The sequence below is a fragment of the Cohnella fermenti genome (assembly GCF_004801405.1).
In the GTDB taxonomy this organism is placed as follows: domain Bacteria; phylum Bacillota; class Bacilli; order Paenibacillales; family Paenibacillaceae; genus Cohnella; species Cohnella fermenti.
Genome location: NZ_SSOB01000013.1, coordinates 165,219 through 186,623 on the forward strand (window position 1 = coordinate 165,219; position 21,405 = coordinate 186,623).

The 21,405-nt window shown below is 50.8% G+C and carries 16 protein-coding genes and 2 pseudogenes; 5 read left to right on the forward strand and 13 right to left on the reverse strand.

What is annotated here, in order from left to right; genetic code table 11:
* Positions 1-75: 75 nt before the first annotated feature.
* From E6C55_RS12450 to E6C55_RS12470, 5 genes are all read right to left on the reverse strand, one after another.
* Positions 76-1,989: an ABC transporter ATP-binding protein gene (locus tag E6C55_RS12450; RefSeq protein ID WP_136370114.1), complete on the reverse strand. Its 1,914-nt coding sequence runs from the start codon at positions 1,987-1,989 to the stop codon at positions 76-78.
* Complete coding sequence (locus E6C55_RS12455) at positions 1,976-3,718, reverse strand: ABC transporter ATP-binding protein (RefSeq protein WP_136370115.1); 1,743 nt, start codon at positions 3,716-3,718, stop codon at positions 1,976-1,978. Before E6C55_RS12455 ends, E6C55_RS12450 begins: the two co-directional genes overlap by 14 nt.
* A 157-nt stretch (positions 3,719-3,875) precedes the next feature.
* Positions 3,876-4,391, reverse strand: a complete 516-nt coding sequence (locus E6C55_RS12460) for a metallophosphoesterase family protein (RefSeq protein WP_136370116.1) — start codon at positions 4,389-4,391, stop codon at positions 3,876-3,878.
* 16 nt (positions 4,392-4,407) lie between these two features.
* Positions 4,408-5,994 carry a family 10 glycosylhydrolase gene (locus tag E6C55_RS12465; protein WP_136370144.1) on the reverse strand — a complete coding sequence of 529 codons (1,587 nt, stop codon included), beginning with the start codon at positions 5,992-5,994 and terminating at the stop codon, positions 4,408-4,410.
* Positions 5,995-6,238: 244 nt separating this feature from the next.
* Positions 6,239-7,063, reverse strand: a complete 825-nt coding sequence (locus E6C55_RS12470; RefSeq protein WP_136370117.1) for an SDR family oxidoreductase — start codon at positions 7,061-7,063, stop codon at positions 6,239-6,241.
* Positions 7,064-7,201: 138 nt separating this feature from the next.
* On the opposite strand from E6C55_RS12470, the gene E6C55_RS12475 reads away from it, so the two are divergent.
* Both E6C55_RS12475 and E6C55_RS12480 read left to right on the forward strand, forming a co-directional pair.
* Positions 7,202-7,822 carry a TetR family transcriptional regulator gene (locus tag E6C55_RS12475; protein ID WP_136370118.1) on the forward strand — a complete coding sequence of 207 codons (621 nt, stop codon included), beginning with the start codon at positions 7,202-7,204 and terminating at the stop codon, positions 7,820-7,822.
* 26 nt (positions 7,823-7,848) lie between these two features.
* A complete protein-coding gene (locus tag E6C55_RS12480; RefSeq protein ID WP_136370119.1) occupies positions 7,849-8,058 on the forward strand; it encodes a hypothetical protein in 210 nt (69 codons plus the stop codon).
* A gap of 451 nt (positions 8,059-8,509) precedes the next feature.
* On the opposite strand, the gene E6C55_RS33800 is transcribed toward E6C55_RS12480, so the two are convergent.
* Together E6C55_RS33800 and E6C55_RS12485 are read right to left on the reverse strand one after the other, a co-directional pair.
* Positions 8,510-8,671, reverse strand: coding sequence for a hypothetical protein (locus E6C55_RS33800; protein WP_168735604.1), 162 nt, complete (start codon positions 8,669-8,671; stop codon positions 8,510-8,512).
* Positions 8,672-8,711: 40 nt separating this feature from the next.
* Positions 8,712-9,634, reverse strand: a pseudogene (locus E6C55_RS12485) (DMT family transporter).
* 104 nt (positions 9,635-9,738) lie between these two features.
* Between E6C55_RS12485 and E6C55_RS35380 the strand changes: the two are divergent.
* Positions 9,739-10,059, forward strand: coding sequence for an HTH domain-containing protein (locus E6C55_RS35380; RefSeq protein WP_136370145.1), 321 nt, complete (start codon positions 9,739-9,741; stop codon positions 10,057-10,059).
* Between the two features lie 3 nt (positions 10,060-10,062).
* Here E6C55_RS35380 and E6C55_RS33805 read toward each other — a convergent pair whose 3' ends face one another.
* From E6C55_RS33805 to E6C55_RS12510, 5 genes are all read right to left on the reverse strand, one after another.
* Entirely contained in the window at positions 10,063-10,203 is a 141-nt protein-coding gene (locus E6C55_RS33805; protein ID WP_168735605.1) for a hypothetical protein, read from the reverse strand.
* A gap of 145 nt (positions 10,204-10,348) precedes the next feature.
* On the reverse strand, positions 10,349-10,639 hold the full coding sequence (locus E6C55_RS35385; protein ID WP_136370120.1) for a group II intron maturase-specific domain-containing protein: 291 nt from the start codon (positions 10,637-10,639) through the stop codon (positions 10,349-10,351).
* Between the two features lie 23 nt (positions 10,640-10,662).
* On the reverse strand, positions 10,663-10,836 hold the full coding sequence (locus E6C55_RS12500; RefSeq protein ID WP_136370121.1) for a TetR family transcriptional regulator: 174 nt from the start codon (positions 10,834-10,836) through the stop codon (positions 10,663-10,665).
* Positions 10,837-11,366: 530 nt separating this feature from the next.
* Positions 11,367-11,645 (reverse strand): hypothetical protein, encoded by a 279-nt coding sequence (locus E6C55_RS12505; RefSeq protein WP_136370122.1) that lies wholly within the window; start codon positions 11,643-11,645, stop codon positions 11,367-11,369.
* 10 nt (positions 11,646-11,655) lie between these two features.
* The gene (locus E6C55_RS12510; protein ID WP_168735606.1) at positions 11,656-17,307 is read right to left on the reverse strand and encodes an RHS repeat-associated core domain-containing protein; all 5,652 of its coding nucleotides are present in this window, start codon (positions 17,305-17,307) and stop codon (positions 11,656-11,658) included.
* Positions 17,308-17,541: 234 nt separating this feature from the next.
* Here E6C55_RS12510 and E6C55_RS12515 point away from each other — a divergent pair.
* Positions 17,542-18,604 (forward strand): IS630 family transposase gene (locus E6C55_RS12515; protein ID WP_407923723.1). Its coding sequence is split into 2 segments (ribosomal slippage): positions 17,542-18,050 and positions 18,049-18,604, totalling 1,065 coding nucleotides; the frame shifts between segments, so codons are not numbered across the junction.
* Positions 18,605-18,729: 125 nt separating this feature from the next.
* Here the strand turns inward: E6C55_RS12515 and E6C55_RS12520 are convergent.
* Positions 18,730-20,643, reverse strand: coding sequence for a S8 family serine peptidase (locus E6C55_RS12520; protein ID WP_136370124.1), 1,914 nt, complete (start codon positions 20,641-20,643; stop codon positions 18,730-18,732).
* A gap of 122 nt (positions 20,644-20,765) precedes the next feature.
* On the opposite strand from E6C55_RS12520, the pseudogene E6C55_RS34665 reads away from it, so the two are divergent.
* Positions 20,766-21,296 (forward strand): annotated as a pseudogene (locus tag E6C55_RS34665) (IS1595 family transposase); the annotation flags it as partial.
* Positions 21,297-21,405: the final 109 nt, after the last annotated feature.

The following is a 21,405-nucleotide window of genomic DNA, read 5'->3' on the forward strand; positions in this document are numbered from 1 at the left end:
CCTTCCTTATCCGACTTGCTTCATTGCTATTCTATCTTAGCACTTCCTTATTAGTTAGCAAGCGAATTCGCATGCTCAGGCTCCGTCCGCGACAGTAAGGGGGCTGCGCACCATGCCGGCATAGATGCCCTCCGCTTGAACGAGTTGCTCGTGCGAGCCTTGCTCGGCGATGCCGCCCTTGTCGATGACCATGATCGTGTCGGCCCCTTGGATCGTGCTGAGCCGGTGCGCAATGATGAATGTCGTCCTTCCTTCCATAACCCGCAGCAGCGCTTCTTGAATATGCAGCTCGGTTCGGGTGTCGATGCTGCTCGTCGCTTCGTCGAGGATAAGAATCGAAGGGCTGGCGAGGACGACCCGCGCGATGGCGATGAGCTGGCGCTGGCCCTGGCTTATGTTGCTGCCGTTCTCGGTCAGCAGCGTGTCGTAACGGCCGGGCAGCTTGCGGATGAACGTATCGGCGTTAGCAGCCGCGGCGGCCTTCCGAACCTCCTCGTCCGTTGCCTCCGGCTTGCCGATCTTGATGTTGTCCGCGATCGTGCCGGAGAACAGGTACGTGTCCTGCAGGACGATGCCGAAGCAGCTGCGCAGGCTGTCCCGGGTGTAGTCCGTAAGAATCCTTCCGTCCAACAGAATACGCCCGCCGTTCACGTCGTAGAACCTGGTGAGCAGGTTGACGATCGTCGTCTTGCCCGCGCCGGTCGGTCCGACAAGCGCCACGCTCGAGCCGGCCGGAACGGAGAAGCTGACTCCCTTCAGAATCGGATTGTCCGCCCGGTAACCGAAGGTCACGTTGTCGAAGCGAACATCGCCGCGCGGGTTCGTGAGCACAACCGCTCCCTCTGCGTCCTTGTCCTCTTCCGTCTCGTCGATGACCTCGAACACCCGCTCGGCTCCGGCAAGACCGGATTGCAGCACGTTGAAGACGTTCGCGATGTCGTTCAGCGGCCGAACGAACTGCCGGGAATAGCCGATGAAGCTGGCGATGACTCCGACGGTGATATGGCCGTGTACGGCCAGCACGCTGCCGACGATGGCGACCGCGGCGAAGCCGAGATTGTTGATGACGCCAAGCAGCGGCATGAGGAAGCCGGACACGATCTGCGCCTTCGTGCTTGTCTCCCGCAGCTTGGCGTTCGCCTCCTCGAACGCCAGAATCGACGCATCTTCGCGGTTGAATGCCTTGACGACGTCGATGCCGGTGATCGTCTCTTCAATGTGCCCGTTCAGCATGCCAAGCTGCACCTGCTGCTCCTTGAAGAGCACGCGGGAGCGCTGCGACACCGACTTGGCGAGCAGGTAGACGAGCGGCACGGTAATGAGGCTCGCCAGCGTGAGCAGAGGGCTCAGCACAAGCATGAAGATAAGCGAGCCGATGACCGAGATGACGCCGCCCATGAGCTGCGAGGTCGTCTGCGAGACGCTTGTGCTGACGTTGTCGATGTCGTTGGACAGGCGGCTCATAATCTCGCCGTGCCTGCGCGTGTCGAAGAACGCCAGCGGCAGACGGTGCAGCTTGACGAACAGAGCGCTGCGCAGGCGGTGCAGGATGCGCTGCGAGATGCCGGCCATCATCCAGCCTTGCAGAAGCGTAAGGCCCGCGTCTCCCGCATAGGCCGTGAACATGGCCAGCAGCACGATCTCCAGATAGCCGAAGTCGACCTGGCCCTTCCCCAGAATGGCGTCGACGGCTTCGCCGATCAGATAAGGCGTCGACAGCGTCACGGCGGAATCGACGAGAATCAGAGCGAAGACGATGAGCAGCCATCGGCGCTCCTTGTCGATATACGACCATAGCCGCCGCAGCGTTCCCTGGAAATTCCGCGGCTTCTGGCCTGCTCCGCCCCGTCCGTGTCCGCGATTCGCTCCGATTGTAACGGGAGGAGAGAAGTCGGCGCCGGACGCGGGCTTGGCTTCGGACCCGGCATCGCGGCCGGCTTCCGGTCTCGATACGGGTCTGGATTCGGGTCTGGATTCATTGGACGCCATGAGTGTGCATCTCCTTGCCGATCTGCGAATGGTAGATCTCCTGATAGACTCGGTTGCCGCGCAGCAGCTCGTCGTGCTTGCCCCGGCCGACAATCTCCCCGTGATCGAGCACGACGATCAGGTCGAGATCCATGACGGACGTGATCCGCTGCGCGATCATGATGCACGTCATTCCCTCGGCGTACCGGCTCAGCGCTTCCTTGATCGCCGCCTCCGTCGTCACGTCGACCGCGCTCGTGCAGTCGTCGAGGATAAGAACCTGCGGCCGGCGGATAAGCGCGCGGGCGATCGAGAGGCGCTGCTTCTGGCCGCCGGACAGGTTGACGCCCCCTTGGCCGAGCTTCGTCTCGTAGCCTTCCGGCAGCGAGCGGATGAAGCCGTCCGCCTCCGCCAAGCGGGCCGCGCGGACGGTCTCCTCGTCCGTCGCGTCTTCGCGGCCCCAGCGAAGGTTCTCGCGGATCGTTCCGGTGAAGAGAACCGGCCGCTGCGGCACGATCGCCACCTTCTCGCGAATCCACTTCGGATCAAGCTCCCGCACGTCCACCCCATTCATCGCCACCTCGCCCGCGGTCGCTTCGCAGAAGCGCGGAATGAGCTGCACCAGCGTGCTTTTGCCGGAACCGGTTGAACCGATGATGCCCACCGTCTGTCCCGGAAAGATGTCCAGCTCGATATTGCTGAGAACGGGTTCGCCGGAGGGGCCGTCATAGGAGAAGGAGACGCCGCGGAATTCGATGCGCCCTTCCTCGCGAGCCTTCGCCTCCGCGCCCGGCACCCATTCGTCCGCCTCCTGAAGCGTGAGAACGTCCGCAATGCGGCCTCCCGACACTCTCGCGCGAACGAGCATGTTGATGACCATCGACACCATCATGAGCGAGAACAGAATCTGTGTCATGTAGTTGACGAACGCCACGACATGGCCCACCTGCATGCTGCCGCTATCGACCTTGGCCGCGCCGAGCCACAGAATGCCGACGATGCCCAGATTCACGATCAGGACGATCGCCGGGTTGAAGAACGCCATCACCCGCATCGCCCGCTGCGAACGCCCCTTATACTCGTCGTTGGCGAGCTCGAACTTGTCCGTCTCCTGCTCGAAGCGGTTAAACGCCTTGACGACGCGCACTCCCGACAAATACTCTCTCATGCCGCCGTTAAGCCGATCGAGCGCCCGCTGCACCTTCGCGAACAACGGGAATCCGATCTTGAAGTTGACCGCGATCAGAATCGCGACGAGCGGAACGACCGTCAGCAGCACAAGGCTGAGGCCGGGGCTCAGGCTGATCGCCAGCACGAGGCTGCCGATGCCGAGAATCGGGGCCTTCGCGAAGATCCGCATCATCCCGTTCGCGAAGTTCTGAATCTGCGTCACGTCGTTCGTCAGGCGGGTGACGAGGGACGCCCGGTCGAACCGGTCCAGGCTGCGCATCGGGAGCGCCTGGATCTTCCGGAACAGGTCGCTCCGCAGTTCCGCTCCGAACGACTGCGACACCCGGCTCGAGACGAGGTTCCGTCCGGTCGCCATGATCGCGCCCGCCAGCGTAACGAGCAGCATCAGGCCGCCGATCCGGAGCACCGTGTCCAGCTCCAGCTTGGCGACGCCCTCGTCGATCATCCGAGCGAGCAGCGCGGGCTGCAGCAGGTCGCACAGCGCCTCTCCCGCGACGAGCAGGAACGAGAGGCTGAAGCCCCGGCCGTAGCGGCGAACGTATTTTCTGATATAGCCCATGGGAACGCTCTCCTCCTTCGCACGTCAATTCATGCCAAAAAACCGCATGGAAGCGGTTCCTTGCGGTCTGCCATACGCTATCTATTTTATAGCGGAGGTAAGTATTTCACAACTTGGAATTCAGGGTGCGAACGATTGGCGAAGGGCGGGAACGACGTCAGGCGCGAGCGTTCTTGTCCGTGTAATAGACGTGTCTGGCCTGAATTCGGCCGTCCTCGATGTCCATCAGGCCGAACGAATACTGGCTAAGCCGCCTCTTGTCGGTCGGCGAGCCCGGATTGAAGACGAGCAAGCCGTTCACGCGCTTCAGGACGGGAAGATGCGAATGTCCGTAGACGACCGCATCCACCTTGTCGTTCTGGAAGGCGCGCAGCGCCCTCGTCTCCGTCGCGAGCCGCCCTCCCTCTCCGTGTCCGTGCACGAGCCCGATCGTCGCGTTGCCGAACTTCAACATTCGCCGCAGCCCGAACTTCTTCACGATGTCCGGTCCGTCGTTGTTGCCGGCCACCCCGTGAACGGGAGCCAGCTTCTCGAGCAGCTCAAGGACGCGCAGATCGGTCCAATCTCCGGCGTGCAGGATCGCGTCCACGCTGCCGAAGGCTCGGACGAGCGGTCCGGGCAACGTCTTCGCCATTCGGAACATGTGGGTATCCGAGACGATGCCAAGCTTCACGGGTCCATTCCTCCGATCAATCGGCGTAGTAGTCGCGGAGCCGATCCGCCAGCCCAAGCGGACTTGAGAGCAAGTGCGCCGCCCGGAAAAACAACTCGCCTTCGATAGCGTTATGCTTCTTATTATATTGCAACTGGTCGATGATCTCCTGTGCGGATTGCCATCCGATCTCGGTCGTTCCGACCTTGTAGGCGGCGTGCCCGATGTACAGCTTCACGTCCGTTCCGGCCACTTCGCCCGCCCACCAGTCGGCCACCTTGTCGTACCGCGCGGCAGAGAGGGTCAGGCTCCAGTACACCTGCGGCGCGACATAATCGAGCCAGCCCTGCCGAATCCACGTCCGCACGTCCGCGCTCATGCCGTCGTATGCGGTCACGCCGGCCGTCGTGTCCGAGCCGGTCGGATCGACGGACGCGTTCCGCCAGACGCCGAACGGGCTGATGCCGAACGACACCCTCGGCTTCGCCCGGTGAATCGTCTCATCGAGCAGCTTGACGAACTGGTTGATGTTGTCGCGCCGCCACTCCGCCTTCGTCAGCAGCTTGTTCGGGTTGTACAGCAGATAGGATACGCTGTCGTCGAAGCTCGCTTCCGACCCCGACGGATAGAAATAATCGTCCAGATGAACACCGTCGATCGCATAGTTGTTCACGACCTCCATAATCGCGTCGACGATGTGCTGCCGGGCTTCCGGAATGCCGGGATCGATGTAGCTTGTCCCCGTATTCCCTGTATTCCCCGTCTTCACCTTCACGATCCATTCCGGATGCGTTAGGGCCACATGATTCGCGGCCAGCCCGTCCGTCGTCAGCGCCGTGTTCGCCCGGAACGGGTTAAACCACGCATGGAACTGCATCCCCCGGCGGTGCGTCTCTTCGATCATATAATCGAGCGGATCATAGCCGGGATCGCTTCCTTGCGTGCCGGTCAGCACCTTCGACCACGGAACGAGCTGCGACGGATACAGCGCATCGCCCGCCGAGCGGACCTGCACGAACACCGCGTTCATGCCGATCGCCTGCAAGCCGTCCAGCATCGCGGAGAACTCCTCCTGCTGCTTCGCCGCATTCGAATACGACTGGACGGAAGGCCAATCGAGGTTGTAGAGGGTCGAGACCCACGCTCCCCGAATATCGGTGCCGGCGACCGATCCGCCCGCTTGTCCGCCTCCGGATGCAAGCGGCGTCAGCGTGATGATCTTCGTCTTGGAGTTCCAATCAACCTGCACGCCGAGATTCTCGCTCACGAAGCGGAGCGGCACCATGACGCGGCCGTTCTCCACTTCCGTCTGAGCATCCAGCGCCACCGCCAGGCCGTTCACCGTCGCGCTCTTCTGGCCGCTGACCATCTTGATCGTCTTGCCGGACTGACTGATCGTCACCGTCTTCGAGCTCTGGTTCCAATCGACGATGGCTCTCAGGCTCTCGCTGACGACGCGGATCGGAACCATCGTCAGGTTCACCTTCGGCAGCACGTAAGGAGCGGTATCGGTCACGATCGGCACGCCGCCCATGACGATCTGGATTTGGTTCTGGGCCGCTGAGGTCGAGCTTGCGGCTTCGGCCTGCCTCCCTGCCGGCAGGAATGCGGAAGCAAGCAGCATAAGCGGCAAGGTTGTATGTACAAGGCGGTTAGGGAGCATATTCTTCATTGTTCGTGCAACTCTCCTGTCTCTATCGCTATCTTGCGTTGCTTGTCGAATAGATAGACGCAGGTGAGGAGGTTAAGTTGCTTGAAGGAACAGAATCTTCGAAAAGCAAACAAAGAGCCGCCTGCTCTTCGCGACAGAAAGCGAGGAGCTGTTGGGCGGCCTTGTTAGTTAAGATCATTAATTAATGCTATTAATTTTATTGCCTGTTCTTAAACAGGCCGGCGCTCTGTACGCGAGCGACCGTCCCGCCGTCGACCCGGATGTCCGTTCCGGTAATATAGGAGGCGTCTTCGCTGACCAGGAAAGCGACCGCTCCCGCGATCTCGCTCGCTTCGCCTTCGCGGCCGGCCGGCGTGTTGTCCAGCAGCAGCTTCATCGCTTCGCTCTGCTGCGCTTCCTGCCGCCCCATCGGCGTGTTGATCGTGCCCGGCGAGACGGAGACGATGCGCGCCCCCTTCTGTCCCCACGCCCAGGCCTGCTCTTCGACGATCACCTGCACGCCGATCTTCGAGATCGGATAGGACGCCTCCGGCTTGCCTTGCGTGAACACTTCGATGCGATCCAGGAAGCCCGGCTCGAGCGGGTTCTTGAGCAGCTCGACGAACGATTCATGCCGCGGTGCGAAGAACGCCGACATCGAAGAGATGCATACCGCGACCGAGCCGGGCACAGCGAGCGGCAGGAACGCCTTCAGAACAAGGCCGGTTCCGACCATGTTCACTTCCATGATCCGGCGTCCGTCCGCCATCGTCGGCGACAAGCCGGCGGTATGCACAACGGCGCCCAACTCGCCCAGCTTCGCGGCGGCCGCCGCGAGCTCTTCGACTTGCCGCTCGCTCGTAATATCGACGGCTTGCGTCGAGATGTCGGTTATTCCTTCCGCCGCCAGTTCCGCCGCCGCCTGCTTCAGGCGTTCCTCGCTCACGTCCGCCAGAAGCAGCGCGCCCCGCTTGCCGAGGCGTCTCGCGATTGCCTTGCCCATTCCTCCGGACCCGCCGGTAATGACGTATACGTTGCTCATGCTTTTTTTGCCTCCGTATCGGTTGATTTGTTATCATGTAAGGGATTGCATCTCTAGCATAATCCCCCGGTGCGCCGACGTTCAAACGACAATCCGGGCGCGAATGTCCATTCCAACCCCGAAGGAGGCACTTGCTGCATGTCCGCTGCCGAGCCCCAACCGATATCCGCGAGATGGCTGATCACGGAAGCTTTCTCCGCGCTGCTCGCCGCCCACCCGTTCGACAAAATATCGGTACACGCCATCGTCCGCAAGGCCGGCATCAGCAGATCGACGTTTTACCTTCATTTTCAGGATAAGTATGATTTAATGGAACAGGTGACACAGGAGATCGCTGGAGAGTTGCTTCGCCTGTACGAGGGCCATGCGGGAGGAGACGAGAAGCAGCTTGCTCTGTTGCTGGAGCACGGGGACAAGCTCGCCATTCCCGGCACGATCGCCATCTGCGAGCACTTCCGCGCGCACGCCGGCTTCTACCGCAACCGGTTCCGCGACCCCGGGTTCCTGAGCTGGCTGACCGACGAGCTGCGGCTTCGCTTCCTGCGAATCTACGGAGACGACGCGCGCGCCACGTTCGCCGCCGGAGGCACGATGGGCTTCTACGGCCGCTGGCTCGCGGAAGGGATGCCCGGCTCCACGCTCGAAGTCGCGCAGCAGCTTGTCTCGATCGCGCAGTTCTCGATGCTCGAGGCGCAGTCGCTTCAGCCGGCGGCACAGCCCGAAGCCGCGAATACTTCCGCCCCCTCCGGCACATATTGAACGGAGACCAAGGAAGGAGGCGGCGCATGATGGACCATCCGGAAGGGCCCGATACGGACGACGAGCGCAAGTATCGCCCGGACATCACGAACTACGATTACGTGTGGGGCAGCGATCAGGACGAGTACGAGCAGCAATGCGAGGAGATGAAACCGAGCGAGCGCGAGCGCCTGAAGCGGAACGAGGTCTTTGCCGCCCCCGAGCCGCTGGAGCTTCCCAGGCTGGGAGAAGAATAAGAGCCGCTTGCCCGAGGGAAAAGTCGACAGACACCGGGGCATGAAGCCGCGGCGGCGGGGTTGCGAATTTGTTGTGGTTCAGGGGGTGTCCCGAAGTCGGCGACTTTGGGGGCAGCCCCCTTGCCTGTGCGGTAAGCGGGGATCTAAATGGATGGAGCCCTCGGATACCCCCCCTCCGTATATTTGACACACTGTCTGATCTGGACCATATCCTTTTCGCAAAAGGGTGCCTTATCCCTTCCATTCAGTATCCTAATTACTGGAAAACGAGGCCTGAGCAGCAGGGATAAGACACCCTTTGGGAAATATATAGATGACATCTGAGAGGTGTAATTATTGTAAAGAAACACACAATATATTACATTTAATCGTGATAAACAACAAAGACCCCCGAGCCGGCTCGTTCATCTCGAGCGTCGTCTCAGGGGACTCTTCTTGCTTCTTCCAGCCTCTAAGCTCCGCGTCCTGCGCCCTTCTCCCGTTGCGCCTTGCGCCGCCCGGTGCGCTGTCCTCGCTTGCCTCCCGTTCTTCCGAATAGGCGCGAGAGAACGAGCAGAAGCGTTCCGATGGCGAGAAGCTGGACAACGATGAGCATCGCGGCATCCATATTCATGCGCAATTGTTCCTCCCTCCGCCAAGGATTGTCCGATTCCTCAGCCTATTCGGGAGTCTCCTGCCTTAGAACTTGCCTGCCTTGCTCTCGACCGCGCATTAACAAGCAGAATACTGCCGACGATAAGCCCCATACCCGCCAGAAGATTCAACGTCAGCTTCTCTCCGAGGAACAGGACGCTGCAGAAGATCGAGACGACCGGGATGAGGAACGTGAACGAACCGACCTTCGACGCCTCGCCCGAGCCGATCAGCTTGAAGTAGACAAGCCAGCCGAGCGCGATAACGAAGACGGAGATGAACAAGGTATCGAAGAGGAAAGACCCGGTCCAGCGGATGTCCGACCAGTTCTCGACCGCCGATATCCGTACGCCGTCATGACGCCGCCGCCGATCGTGATCTGCATGGCTGTCATCCAGAGTGAATCGACCTTGGCCGACTGACGCTTGATATACACCGTTCCAAGCGCCCAACTGAGCGCGGAAGCGAGAGCCAGCGCTATCCCGAGCAGCGAGATGCCCCCCTCCACCCCGCCAATGCTCATCGCGGCCACTCCGGCGAAGCCGAGGAGCAAGCCGAGCATTTTCCGAAAGTGCATACTCTCTCCGAGCCACAGCCAGGCGAACAGCCCAAGCAGCACCGGCTGCAGGAACACGATCGCCGAGAACAACCCCGCAGGCATGTACTGCAAGCCGACCGTCTGGAAGCCGTAATAGCAAACGATGCTGAGAACGGCGGACACCGCATAATAAAGCCACGTCTCCCGAAGCCGAAGCTTCCGCCAGCGCGGCAGTGCAATGAGAATGAGCAGCGCCCCGCCGATCAACGTGCGCAGTCCGGCGAACAGCAGCGGCGGCGTGAATTCGAGCGCGTACTTGGACAACGGCCAGTTGATCCCCCACATCAGGATCAGGAACGTCAGGTAGACAACCGTCCGCTTCCGGGATAATGACGAATCTGACATCGATGGTCTCTCCTTGTTGGCAAGTCACCCTGAATCATACACCAATTCCGACTCGCCGGGCCAGGAAGAGAATATCCATGGATAGGGATGGACGGGGAATGAGGATGAAGCTGGGACAATTGGTTGCGATCATCTACAAATTGATTAGCCACCGCGTCTTCTCGGCAGCCCGGTTGACGGAAAAATTCCAGGTGTCGCCAAGAACGATTTACCGTGCCATCGACGCGATTTGCGCGGCCAGCTTCCAACCGTGGCAACGTCTCGACCATACTCCAACAATTCGGCCACGCTTCGACGATGATGGATTTATGTTCTGTATGGCCCGACACCATATCTTCACGTCCATATCCAGAAGTGGTGTCAGATGTAAGCCCATATTACAAGGGCCATGTACTCTTTTCATCTCGTCCATTGTCTCAAGTTAATACCTAACCCTCAAAACCATGGTCACGCCGTTCCTTTTTCCGCTGAACGAGATCGAGAAACCACTCCTTGTCTCCGTCAGCTAACGCCAGTTCCATCAGATCATCAAAGTCTGACGATGCGATATATCTTGGTAATGGTTGCACGGGCTTAGTCTCCTTCCGTTAAACCTCTAAATTTGGGTGAAAGTAGAGTGGGGGACTGGTATCCCAGTCCCCCCTGCATCAAACCGTACGTGAGGTTTTCCCTCATACGGCTTTCCGATGTTCTTCTTTCTTGTGCATGCGACAATTATCCGATTGCAACTCTCTGTAATCCCGACCACTTGGCTATTCTCGCAATTACCCGCATCTTGCCATGCTTGTTTCGCTTACGATGCTTCTTATTCCAGAATAGCATCAACCTCACTCGAACATAAACGTCAATCTTCCTAAGTATGTTGCCTGAGAACGGGTCGAGACGGTAATAGTTCCTCCATCCTCTAATCATTGGATTGAGTTCCGCCACCATTTTCCCCATGCTCCAATACAGTCGATTGCGCGGTGCTGTTACTTCTTTAATCTTACCTCGTATACTCCGCATGGCTTTCTGAGATGGGTAACTCCTTAAACTATAGCTTTAACCCGTTCCCATGCTTCCAATAAGACATCCTCGCGAAACACCTTGTCATACAGCGCATGAAATCTTCGTTTCGGATTTGCCTTGGCAACAAGATATAGGGTCGATTGGAGTTGTCGAGCTTTTTCTTTGGCGTCGTTAGCAGATTTCACTGCATTCACTCACTCTTACCTCCGCTCTCCCATGAACAAAGTAAGGGCTTCCCTCCGCAAGGTTGTGTTGTCCTTGCATCCAAGGTACTATCTCCCTCTCCGACTCCCTTCTCGCAACTTACCATTTCACCCTTTCGAGGTTTATAGGTTCGCTTTTTACAGCTCTTCCGCTGTGCGAGGGAGGGTCTCTCTAGTTCCAGATACAACTTTCAGAACATACCGTTCCCCTTACACCGGAGAGTTCTTCCGTGCTGCATTCCAAGCTCTTTGCACGTTCCATGGTCTTCGCCTGGTTTCTCAAGGCTCGATTCACTTGATGTTACGGTCTGAACTTTTGCTCAATCCGTATGGAATGCTTTGTCACAGGGCTTCAACCTTAGGATTTCTCCACCAGTTGCCTGTCAGCTACAAGGCGACTTGGCTCTTACCTTGGCCGGACTTTCACCGACGAGTTGTAACCTAGCTTTGCTAGGCGCACGAAAACCACATGGAGTTGTTAGGCTCGCATGTGGCGCAATCAGATGCTTAACCTTTATCCATCATTCTCTGGAAGGTGTATATGGAGCAGGGGTTAATTTTTCATTCTTATCCCACCAGCGAGCATCTGCACCATAATAGATTATTTTCGCCCACTCCACCGGAAGCATATGAAAGATCATATCATCTTCATCAGTCTTAACTTTAAAATGACCCCATTTTTGATTGATGCGATCAACTCCTTCTTCGAAAGTAATATTAAATTGGCTCATCATTTCTTGTATTATGGCCTCACAATACTCACGAACTTTACTAGATGTTTTGAACTTAAATTCAATCACACGTCTCACCTCATTCTAATCCCATGGTATACATACCAATAAAACCTTTCAAAACATCAATAGCTAGTTTTGTGTTCATTATTGCTATCTGATGGCCCTTTGCTCTGTATTTATCCATATTATTACTATCCTGAGGATTAGCCAAATAAGGCCCTTCAACATAGTCATACTTAGTAACAGCATTCCCATTTCTGTTATCATATACAAACTGGCGCCATCCTTCACTAGCTCCTTTAAAGATTTTTCCTTTATATTTATTAAATATTCCTTCTTTAACTTGGAAAATAAGTATTGCTCCTTCCCCATCAAACCTGTTATTCACCCAATCTTGGGCTTGTTGGAAATTGTCAGTAACATAAAACCCTTGTCCAAAATCAAGATTACTTCTTCCCCTATTAATATCAATTCCGTTAGCTAATATATCCTCTGCAGATGTAAGTGAAGTAGCATGATACAGAGTGATTGTTTGGTCAGGCCTTCTATTTACCCTTGCATCCGCTATTGAAGTTGGAGCAGGAATAGAAAACTCTTTTGATTTAGAGTTAGGAATAGAAAGTCCCACAGCAACCCCTGCTGATATTGTAGATAATACCCCTATAGCCGCACCTAATCCACGAATGATAGTGATACCAATTGCTATTGGATTGTGACCTGTTGGATCGATGCTCGTCAATGGATTATTAAGAACATACGTATATAGATTCAGACTCAGAGGATTAGTGATCTGCCCTTCATACGTATCCTCATTAATAAACCTTCCGATGGTCGGATCATAGTATCGTGCACGAAGATAGTAAAATCCTGTTTCCGAGTCGAATACCTCTCCGGCATACTTAAACACATTGGCGATTTGTTCAGTTTGCTGAACAACATTCCCCCACTCATCATAATCGTACGAATTAATGACAGTACCGTTCGTATCTACAATCTGCACGACATCGCCATGACCGTTATACAAATAATAATAGTCTTTATTCGCGGCCACATCTTTCTTGACGAGAAGCCGATCTCCCCGCACGTAATTTGCCGTAGCCGCATTACTGCTATTTACTTCAGATATGACTTCGCCATTCGCGTTGTAACGATACTGCTTGACGTCCGTCCCCGTTGTTTTCTTATACCGCAATCCATCAGGCGCATAATCGAAGGTTGTCGCTACTCCGTTTTTGGTGGCCTTGACCAACGTGTTATTCAGATCATACTCATAGCTTACATCGTCAATCCCAATACTAGATCCATTAGTATCCATCAGGGTTAGCCGATTTCCTCTAACGTCGTAGGAGTAGGATGCCGAACTGCCATCAGAACGCGAGATCGTCAGCAGTCGATTCAGTTTATCGTACGTATAACTACTCGTTTTAGTCGGTTGATTGATCGTCGACTGAATCATATTTACGATATTCCCGTTGGCATCATACGTATAGTTGTTTGCGGAGAGCGTGGTCGACCCTTTTGTATTAGTGATCGATTTGATCTGATTTAAACTGGTATACATATATTCCGTTTGAAGGATGCTGCCATCGGCCAGTGTCGGATAGGTGATCTTCCATACCTGTCCGTTCGGGTAGTAGGTGTATCGAGCATTAACAGTATCCGCTTCATTGGCGGTTGTCAGGCCATTGGTTTGTACTTTGTCCAGCCTTGTGCCTGAGTACTTGTATTTAGTATAGAAGCTTGCAGAGGTTCCCCCAACCGCATATTGAGTAACTCGGCTGTTATTATCGTAGGTAATCCCCAAGGTGGAGGAAAAGCTGTTTGCGCCTGTAATCTGGATGTTCGTTGTTCGTTTCAAATAGTCAATGGTTGAAGTCAAGGAAGCCGTCTTTGTTCCGTTGATATACAATTCCTGTGTATCTTTAAGAATGCCGCTGCTCCCCACAATACTCTTAACCTGTTGGGTTTGACTTCCCGAAGTTGCGGTTACGAGTATTGGACGATTCTGTTCATCATATTGAAAATCAAACGTCGTTCCGTTTCGATCCAACTTTTGAACCAGTAACCCTTGGCTGTTGTAGCTGCTTGTTTCTTGAACGCCAACGGCGTCCGTCTTCGCAGATAGTCCGCCGATTTCATTAAACGATTTGGAACTAAGTGTTTGAGGCGCTGCCGATTCCGACTCCTGAACGGTAGCGCTGGAGACTTGTCCGCTTGTGTGATATTGATATTTTGTTATTTGACCCAAGGCGTCCTTCAATTCAACGAGACGATTGAGTTGATCATACTTGTATTTCGTTGTAACGCCTTCGTTGTTCAGATTACGCTTAGGGTCTAAGTAGGAGACGACGTTCCCCGCGATATCGTACGTGTATAATTCGGATAGCAGGGTTGACGTGTTGGGCCAGTCTTTATAGACTTTATTCGCCAATAGTCGACCCCATTGATCATATTCTTTCTCCATGTAATTGGATTTCAGACTGTTCTGCGTGACATCGTTGCGATAAGCCGCTACATCCGCAGCCGCGACAAAGTAATAAATGCTTTTACGCGCCTTCGGTCTATTATCTGCGACATATAGATTACCATAGGTGTCTAAAGCTTCCTTCTGACTTCCCCATACATCATAGACAACCGTTGTTGTATTGTTCATCGGATCCAGCGCATATACAGCCCTGGACAGATCATCGGAACGATATTGAGAAGTTAAGTAAGTGCCATTGTTATATTGTTGACTATAGCGCAGGAATCCAAGCCCGTCATAATAGTCATACTGTCGAGACAAGTAGGTTACGGTGTTGTTCGAGAGTTGCGTATATTTACGAGTCGTATACACACGCAGGGCATAAACCGATGCGTTCTCTGCGTCTGCACTTGTAGGAATGGCGTAGTTTCCATAAGTGATCTCATCGGATACCGCATAACTGACGCCACTGGCATTGGTATAGTTGGGATAAGTGATGATTGTCGGTCGACCAATCGCATCATACTGATAGGAAGTGGTATCGCCATTGCCGTCGGACTCGCTCAATAACTGTCCTGTTCCCATGTTATAGCTCATAAAATGTTGAAGCATTTGAGTTACTTCTACCCCTGAACCATTCTTCGTCGTGAAGTAACTGCGTGTTTCGCTTGGATAGGCATAGCTTGTTGCAGATGTAAACAACGTCTCATTAACGGATGTTCGACCGTCACTAAGAAGCAACGAGGATTTGATTTTCGTAATCGTGCCAGTCGGATTTACATTTGTATCGGTACAATTCGAAAGAGTCACGTTGCTATCGATGGAATCATAACAATACGTTGTCGTTTCCCCTTTGGGGTTCGTATAACTCTTTAATCGTCCATTCGTAAAGTAATCATATTGTTCCGTCAATACTACATTACTGCTCTGATACCCGCTTGTGGTCTTTAAGAAGTAGTAAACCGGATCATACGTGTAAGTGGTAGTGTATTGGCTCTTAGTCGTCGAATTACTATATTGCTCCTGTGTTAAATAAGACGTCTCACTTGCCAGGCCACCCCAATCCGTATATTGCTTGCTAGCCATGAGAAAATTCGGGCTAGCATCACTATCGCTATCATAGAATCTCTTTTCAATGGTGGTCGGCAAATTCTTATACGTAGCATCATTATAAGAATATGTCATTACTTCTTTCTGACCATTGGACGCACGAGTCGAGAGCGAAGTGGTTTGACCTAAATTATTGAATATCGTTGTTGTCGCAAGCCCATTGGTCAGGGATGAGCTTTGTATGGTTGATGTATTGGAATACGTGTAGGAAGAAGGATTATAATACGGATTGGCAGCATCGTAACCGGTATAGTCTCCTGTATAGGAGTAATTGATATGATTATAATCCCCAGATGCAATTCCACTTCTTTTCACTTGATCATACCGGGCAATTGCTCGATATTCTTCATTAAACCCGCTGCTGCCTAATCTGCGAAGCACCTTTTCATATTGATAGTTGGTAACTGTATTCATATTTGAAACCAAACTCAATTGTGCATAAGTCATCCAACCTGAATAAGAAGTATCATAGGCATAAATATAACTAAATTTGCTTGGAGAATAATAATTATAATTTAGATAAGTGGAATTAACATTATTAGAAATAATATATAAATAAGGTGAATACCCATCATCAACTCCATTATGCGTATTAATATCACGCCACTTGGTATACGTAACTTTTGGACTTGTAACCCCATTCAGATCTGTTACGGATACAATAATCTTTTCTCCAACAAAGGAAGTCTCCCTCAAAGTGGATTCATAATTAAACGTTACTACTCTTCCAAGAGAATCTGTAATGGAAGAAATAACTTTTCCTGTATTGTCGTTAAATAGCAATCGGTCAATATATTGAAATGTAATTTTATTCCCAAAACGATCGACCATACCCAATAAACGACCATCCGCAGCAAAATATTCTCGTTTCTTATCTGCGTACTCCAAGTAATATGCCGAATTTGTTTCTCCATTGGTGAATATGCCCTGAGTGTCCTGGTTCATCCTGATATCTTTATCTTGGTACCCTACCAAATGGGTGTAACTATCCGGTACAGTTCCCGCAGCAAAATTAATTTGATAAACTGCTCCATCCCCCTTGTGGTAGTATAAGTACCCGCCTTCCGCCAACTGAATCGATGGGAATTGGAATGCCCAGCCTTTTCCCAAATCATATCTGGACAATAAATAATTTTCTTTTTTCAAATTGCCTGCAATGCCATACGTTTTTTGATACTCATACCCGTAATTAGATTGATAGATAACTCCGATATTTAGGTCTAATCCATCTCTCCCAGGAAGGCTTATCTCCGTTTCCTTCCATGTAACTTTTCCCGAAGCAGGATCAATGAATTCACTGGTCCCGTTTTTATCACTAAATTGAGGCTTATTCGCTTGATTAATTTGCATTGGAGTAACTAATCCATTGTAATAGCTGTTGAAATCCATTGCATAGCTCGTAAATGCTAGTGGCTGCAGGCTTAAAGAAAGCCCCTCATCCTCAGCAACTTCATATACAGAATCAGTGACGGAGGAATAAATCGATTCCGTTACTGACGTATCACTTGAATTCCGGATCGTTTTAATAGCGGCTTGACTTCGCTCTTCAATGGAAATACTGTTGATTGCGTCCTCAAGAGTTTCACCATCCTCTCTCACGGACTCAAGCACTTCAATTTTCTCAGCTAAATTCTTAACCTTCTTATCCAGTATCGATTTCGATCCAGAGTCCTTCTTCAGCAATTCCTTTAATCTTTCTTGTTTTGTCTGTTGAAGTTCCGATTCAAGCTGTTCCCATGACATAAAGCTTTGAAGTTTTCTCCAAACAAGCTCTTTGGGATTCTCAATCCATTCGTTCCCCAGCAAATCAGACATGTAGATATCTTCTCTTGAAGCCCCCGCTTCGAGAAGTTCTACGATATCTTCATAGTTATATTTGTAACGCAATGCCTTGTGTAATCTATTTTTTTGATTCTGAGTAGCTTTATCTTTAATTAGATCCAACGTTGTCTGCCATTCCTCATTATCGTTCCCTTCGCCTGCGATGATCTCATGCTCAATCGGTGATGGAGGAGTATCCAGGCTTGGCTCTACAGCCATATCGAGCGCTATCTCAGTTGCACTTAATGAACGTTCTTCTGCTGTCGCCAAGTTCGGAATCAGCATTGAAATAACGAGCATAACAAGTAAAATTCGGTTCGCCATCTTTATCATATTTTCATCTCCATCGCAAGAGTAATTACACCACATATTTACTATTTAACCATTTTAAATAAAAATCAACGCATTAATAGACTACTAAGAATATTTCCATTTTTATCATACTGAAAGGTTATTGAACTGTTATCTATATATTCGGCAGTAATCGGTTGGAATAATTTTCTGGACAGCGGGAGTAATGTCGTATATCGTAAAATCATTCCCCTATGAGCCCGTGAGGTACGACATATGAAATTGCCAAAACTCCTTGAAGAAGACCGGAACAATCCTGAAATTATGGCGCTGAAAGCAGCCATTAAAGCGAACAAGGACTTGCGAATGCACGAAAGATATCAAACGATCTTGCTTGATCTTCACGGCGTGTCCAAAAAGGACATCAGCAAGATCATTGGCCGTTCGCTTTCCACCGTGTACAACTACATCAACGCCTATCGACAAGTGGGAATCCAGGGACTGCGGCTCAAACCGCCTACCGGACGCAAGCCCTTTCTGACCGCCGAACAAGAGCAACGCGTCTACCAAACCATTGTGAACCAGACGCCTGTCGATGTTGGCTTTCCTGCGAAAATGAACTGGACTTCGCCGATCATCCAGAAGTGGATTGAACGAGATTTTGGCGTGTTGTATTCAGACCGCGGAACCCGGGAACTGCTTTATCGATTGAAGCTCAACTTCACGGTGCCCACGTACACCTTGGCCAAGGCAGACCCAGCAAAGCAGGAAGCGTTTGTGCAGGAGTTTGAAGAATATAAAAAAACTCCTGAACCGTGAGATTGATCGAATCCTGTTCATCGATGAGTCCATGATTCGTGACTACCAAGCGCTATCCCGCACATGGTTTCCCAAAGGGAAGCAGAAAATCGTCCCTACCTATGGCAAGCATCATGGCGCCAAATTGATCGGTTCGCTGGATTACGAAACAGGTGAAGTGTTCTGCACGCAAGAAATCCAATATACCGCTCAAGAATTTTTGTCTTTCCTGGAAAAGCTGTTGACGAAGTACAACAATCAGAATATCGTTCTTGTACTGGATAATGCGAAAATCCATCACGCGGCGCTCATTCAACCGTTTTTGCAAGCGCATCAGTCTGTTCTCACCTTGTTGTATCTCCCACCCTATAGCCCGAAGCTGAATTTGATCGAAGGACTCTGGGGCTGGCTCAAGGAATCCGTCATGAATAACGTCTTTTTCAATACCGTTCAGAAGATTCGCAAGGCTGTTCAAGGGTTCATCCACGAGATTAACAAAACACCGAATGTGACCGTCGATAGGCTTTGTGTTCAATTATAAATCTTTACTGCCGAATATATATTAATTCTTTTCGTAATTCGTTAAAGGATAGTTTCCAACGGGATAGATTTAAAAATGACCAACTGAGATTAAGTTAAGTCCCTAATCATCTTCGCTTTCATGTTTTAATATTTTATTCGTTCAATTAAGTTTCCATTGTTATCATAAATAAATTCAACAGTTTCTCCTAATGATGTAATTATTTTATATAGTTTTCCGGATGAATTATATTCGTAAGTAAACGCTGGCGGTACAAGTAGGACTGTAATTACGCTGGATATGGTAGCGAGGCTTGGATTAACCGGATTAATCGACCTTATTTGTATGGTATAATTATTATTTGGATTTAATCCAGTGATATCGATACTTGGTGTATTCGTAGTGGATGTAACAATTCCAGAACCGAATACCTCATACTGAAATACTCCGTTTACTGGAGCCCACACAAGAGAAATAGAACTATATTTGATCCCCTTTACTTGCAAATTAGTAGGTGCTTCCGGATTCAATGTGAAACTCTTTGTTACAGTAGTGAATCCTCCAGTGACTTTCTGAAAACCATATGCAATAGTATAAACCCCCAATTGATAAGTATTATTTGTTGGGAATGTAATTGTCTTCAATGTTCCTGGAGTTAAATTTTGAGTGCCAGAAATTGTTTGAGAAGCAATAGTTATATCTTGTGGATTTTTAAGATTGATGATTAACGCCGACCAAGTGCTAGAAGTTGGTACTGTAACAGTATCTACAATATTACTTCCTCTATTTATTGCAGCACTATTAACTTCCCCATTCCCATCCACTTGTGGAGTGGTATGATCAATTGCTTCTGCATCATAGACCGGAATAGCACTTTCGGTCAGTTGAAGTGATTTAGCTAGATTAGCTAGACCATTCCCATATTCGTGAGGATCGCCTAATATGGTTGCATTATCGTAGATACTTTTCTTAATTTCTTCTACGGTAAGATGCCTATTTTTTGACCATATAACCGCTGCTGCTCCTACAACGTGAGGTACTGCCATAGAAGTGCCCGACATCACCCCATAACTTCCGTTAACAGTTGTGCTGAGAATATCAACACCTGGAGCAACGATATCCAGTTCTTGTCCAGTACTTGATAAGTTGGCTCGTAGATTTGCTTTCGACGTAGCACCGACAGACATCACTTCGGGAAAGAGAGCTGGGTAGCGTTCCGTTTCTTCACCTAAACCAAGGTTTCCAGCAGCAGCCACAAGGAGTATTCCTGCCTCATCTGCTTGCTTAATAACTTGATGAAGGGCTTCACTATAACTTACTCCTGAGAAACTCATAGAAATTATATTTATTCCATTATCTATGCACCATTCAATCCCTTGGATTACTTGTGCGTATGTCCCTGTACCATTTGCTCCTAGAACTTTAACAGAATATAGCTCTACTTCCGGCGCAACTCCTATTACTCCCTTATCGTTATTTTGAGCTGCGATTATTCCGGCCACATGTGTTCCATGGCCGTTATCATCTGAATATGAATTTACACCCTCAATAACTGATATTCCACCCTGAATGTTAAGATCCGGATGATTTGCTATTCCAGTATCTAGAACTGCTACTTTTATAAATTGACCTTTGTTGTCATCATCTGATTGTAAATTAGCTCCAATTGAAATAAGTCCCCATGGAACCACTTGGGATTCGGTTATATTGGATGAAGCTGTCCTAACACTTCCATTGGGTTCAATATAAAGAACATCGTTTGATTTACTTAGATTTTCAAGTTCACTTTCTGTTAATTCGACAGTGATTGTATTTTGTTTATGGAACTTTTGTTTTTCCCTACTTTTTATTTTTGCACTTTTAAGAGTATTAAATGAATCTGTCTTTTCTTTGAATGTTACAAGATATTCTTTATTTGAACTTATTTCATCACCTTGTATATTCAGTGAATCGATGGTTACTATTTTATCTGATGCTGTAACATAAGGAAGCGAATTAACAAGAAGGGTATAAACAATCCCCATTAAAAAGATTGAAAATAATTTTAAGAATCGTCCCATCTAAATTTCCCCTATCTCTTTATAATAAATATTTATGAGTATCCACTTAGCTCAGTAAATTCTAGGACCACGAACATTTGTTTGGCATAATGGATGCAAACAAATGTTCGTGAGTGGTTCACGTGGCGAAAAAGGAAGCTCTTATCCTCATCCAATTTCAGAAAGCCTTTCAAACGGAAGAAGCGTGTCACGAGCACCTCTACAAGATAAAATGGCCGGATGGATTCTGCTGTCCAAGGTGCTCGGGACGTAAGGCGTATGAAGTCACGACACGGCGACGCCCGCTCTATGAGTGTGTTCAGTGCGGCCATTAGACGACCGTCACCGCAGGCACCGTTTTGGAGAAGACCCGCACGGACCTGGTGAAATGGTTTTGGGCGATTTTTCTTATTGCACACGATAAACGAGGCGTATCGGCTGAATACCTGTCCGCAGAGCTTGGCGTCGCCTACCAGACGGCTTGGACGATGGGACATAAAATCCGCAAAGCGATGGGCGAGCGCGACGCTTCCTACACGCTAGCCGGGATTGTGGATCTCGACGACGCTTTTTTCGGAGCTCCTACGGAAGGCGGCAAGCGCGGCCGTGGAACCGAGCAAACGCCGGTTCTCGTCGCCCTATCGCTCGACAAGAAACCTGAATCCCCGCGATATTATAACGTGGATTTCGCAAAATCCGCGTAATATCGCGGTTTTTTGCTATTTATGGCTTGCCAATCTTAGCCATTACACGTTATAATTATAACGTGGAATGGGGAGATCT